We start from the raw sequence: 3,335 nt of genomic DNA on the forward strand, positions 1-3,335 counted from the left end.
CTGATAGCCGCTGCGCTGGTCTTCGATACGTAACTCCAGCGCCTGGCTTGGGGTGTCGGTGGTGCGTTCGATGTCCAGGCTGTGGGCGGCGCGCTGACCGGCACTGAGGGTGGTGTGCAACAGGATCTGCTGCTGATCGTAAACCGTCAGCTGCATAGCGTCTTGGCTGCGGTTGTGCAGCTTCAGGGTGTAGCGGTTGATAAGGGTGTCGTCCGGTGTCAGCTGGTACAGAGCCAGGCGGTCGCGCTCCAGGCTGGCACTCAGTGGCGGTTGCTGCAAGGTTGTGACCAGAATGACGGCAAAGGCACTGAGTGCCAGTGCACCATAACCCCACAGACGCCAGCGCTGCAGCGGGCTTAGCTGTTGCTCTGGCTGATAGGTGATCAGGCCGGTGGCACGACCGGTTTGCAGCATTACTTTGTCACAGGCATCGATGCAGGCACCGCAGTCGATACAGGCAATCTGCAGACCGTCACGGATATCAATATTGGTCGGGCAGACCTGCACACACAGACCGCAGTCGATGCAATCGCCGCCGCTGTTGGTATTGCCAGGGTTATGCTTACCCCGGGGTTCGCCACGCGCGCTGTCGTAGCGTACGGTGCGGGTCTGGTTATCGAACATCACCGACTGAAAGCGGGAATAGGGGCACATATGGGTGCAGACGGATTCGCGCAGCCAGCCGGCGTTGAGAAAGGTGAGGGTGCTGATCAGGATCAGCCAGAACATAGCAACGCTGCTGATATCTCCCTGGATAACATCACTCCACCACTGCGCCAGCGGGTAGAAGTAGGCAATGATGGTAATGGCGGTCGCCAGACTGAGCAGTCCCCAGGCAACAAACTTCAGTGCCCGGCGAACCTTCTGCTGGCGGGTCCCTTTACCCTGATCCAGCTTGCGGCGCATCTGGCGTGAGCCTTCGATTTTCTCTTCCAGCCAGATAAACATAAAGGTCCACACTGTCTGTGGACAGCTGAAGCCACACCACAGGCGGCCGGCGTACATGGCAACAAAAAACAGGGCGAAGGCACTGCCGATCAGCAGACCACTGAGCAACAACAGATCTTCCGACCACAGGAGCCAGCCGCCGATATGAAACTGCTGAGCATTGAGGTCAAAAAACACCGCAGGTTTGCCCTGCCAGCTGAGCCAGGGGGTGATAAAGAACACTGCCAGCAGCGGCCAGCCAACAGCACGGCGCCAGTTACGGAACAGGCCGCTGGCCAGACGCACCCGGTGCGGCGGCTCGTCAATCATATGCAGGGGGATACGGTTGTCGTGGCGGCGGCGGGCAGCGGTGAACAAAGCGGAGAGCAGGGGAATGCGGGGGATCATAACCATCAGAACCTGTGAAAATCTTTGACAGGCTCCTATGGCAACCGGCGTACCAGTTATTCAGGGCGCATAAATACTGGGGTTCTGGTCATTACCTCAGATACGAAAACGATATTCGGAGTCGATATATGGTTTTATACGATATGTCGCTTCTTGTTACAGCAAACCCAGCTTTTTCATGCGTGAGCGCAGGGTGGAAACCGGCAGGCCCAGCAGTCTCGCGGTGCCCTTATCGCCACCGATCATACCGCCACAATAGTTCAGGGCGCGCAGGATATGCTGCTTCTCGGCTTCCTGCAGAGGGAGTGGCTTTGTCTCCTGCCCGTTGTGGTCCTGCAGGCTGGTCATGCTCTGTAACAGCGGCAGTTGCAGCTGGTCGCTGCTGAGAATCAGGCCGTGCTCGAGCACGTTGGCCAGCTCGCGCACGTTACCCGGCCAGGGATGGTTCATCAGCTGGCGCAGTTGTGCCGGTTGCAGGGCCGGCGCCTTGCGGTTCAGACGGCTGGCCAGCCGCTGCAGCAGGTGGGTGGCCAGCAGCGGGATATCAGCCTGGCGTTCACGCAGAGGCGGTACGTGCAAAGGGAAGACATTGAGGCGGAAATACAGGTCGGAGCGGAACTGACCACTCTGTACCATGGCAGCCAGATCGCGGTGGGTGGCGGCAATGATACGGACATCTACCTTAATGGTGTGCTGGCTGCCCAGGCGCTGGATTTCACCTTCCTGCAATACACGCAGGAGTTTTACCTGAGCGGCGGCGGATAATTCACCGATTTCATCCAGAAACAGGGTGCTGCCGTCGGCCTGTTCAAAGCGGCCGATACGGCGCTGGTGGGCGCCGGTAAAGGCACCGCGTTCGTGGCCGAACAGTTCACTCTCGAGCAGGTTTTCGGCCATGGCACCGCAGTTCACCCGCACCATGGGTTTGGCTGCACGCGGGCTTTGCTGATGCAGACTGCGTGCGACGAGTTCTTTACCACTGCCGCTTTCGCCCAGAATCAGCACGCAGCTGGGGGTAGGCGCGACCTGACGAATGCTGTGCTGCAGCTGCAGCATGCCATCGCTCTGGCCGAGCAGTTCCGATTCGCCCTGCTGATCACGCAGCTCCTGTTGCAGGTACTGGTTTTCGGCCTGCAGCTGGCGCTGCAGCTGACCTACCTGATCAAGGGCAGCCTGCAGTGAGCGCTGATGTTGCAGGCGTTCACTGATGTCTTTGAACACCACCACGGCGCCGGTGATAACCCCATTGTCGATGATGGCTGTGCTGGAATATTCCACCGGAAACCAGCTGCCATCTTTGCGCCAGAAGACTTCCTGATCGCTGTAGGCGGTGATGCCGGTCTGCAGGGTCTGGTAAATCGGGCAATCTTCCTGCGGATAATGGCGGCCATCCACATGGCTGTGATGATGAAAGCGGTGGATACTCTGGCCTTCGATTTCGGCCTGGCTCCAGCCGGTCAGACGTTCGGCCGCCGGGTTTACAAAGGTCGCGTGGCCTGCAGCGTTAAGGCCGTAGACACCTTCAGACATCGCCTCAAGAATACGCTGATAGCGATGGCTCAGTTCGCTGTGGCTGAGTGCGCTGTGGCTCTGGGCTGGGGAATTCTGACTGGCGGACATGGCCTGGCCTCGGCTGACAGGGTTAACCGCCAAAGCGGTACAGACTAATTGAGTTGCCGCAGTATATCAGCTGTGTGCAGCTTGTCCGAACGGGCGGTGGCGGGTAGGCTTGCTGCTGTTTTTTGCGATACAGACAAAGGAAAGGAAGATATGAAGGGGCAGTTGCAGAACAAAATTCTGGATATGCGTGAGCGTCTGCAGGACTGGTGGACTGATGGTGGTGTGGTACGCAGCGCGGTACTGCTGGGGCTGGTGGTGTATCTGCTGGTATGCATTGTTCTGGGATTTCTGTGGAGCTCTGAGCCGGATATGTTCCCGGTGCGCGAGCGCGCTATGCAGCGTGCTGAGGCGATGGGCGTTGAGCCGGTGGTTGGTTTCAC

At 58.7% G+C, this 3,335-nt stretch carries 3 protein-coding genes; 1 reads left to right on the forward strand and 2 read right to left on the reverse strand.

The genetic code is table 11. The annotated features are described in order from the left end of the window. Positions 1-1,335 (reverse strand): cytochrome c oxidase accessory protein CcoG (gene ccoG, locus B3P58_RS00980; protein WP_286715361.1); only part of this gene is annotated, 1,335 nt, incomplete at its 3' end. A gap of 156 nt (positions 1,336-1,491) precedes the next feature. After that, positions 1,492-2,955 (reverse strand): sigma-54 interaction domain-containing protein, encoded by a 1,464-nt coding sequence (locus tag B3P58_RS00985; RefSeq protein WP_145469129.1) that lies wholly within the window; start codon positions 2,953-2,955, stop codon positions 1,492-1,494. A 150-nt stretch (positions 2,956-3,105) separates the two neighbouring features. Here B3P58_RS00985 and B3P58_RS00990 point away from each other — a divergent pair. After that, positions 3,106-3,335, forward strand: a 230-nt coding sequence (locus tag B3P58_RS00990; RefSeq protein ID WP_286715364.1) for a DUF2333 family protein, incomplete at its 3' end; no start/stop codon positions are given.

The sequence above is a fragment of the Thalassolituus sp. UBA2009 genome (assembly GCF_002335285.1).
Lineage (GTDB): Bacteria > Pseudomonadota > Gammaproteobacteria > Pseudomonadales > Oceanobacteraceae > Venatoribacter > Venatoribacter alkanivorans.

What these genes read in the sequence shown, in the direction of transcription:
- B3P58_RS00985 (WP_145469129.1), bottom strand. Translation starts at nt 2,955, where the DNA reads ATGTCCGCCAGTCAGAATTCCCCAGCCCAGAGCCACAGCGCACTCAGC.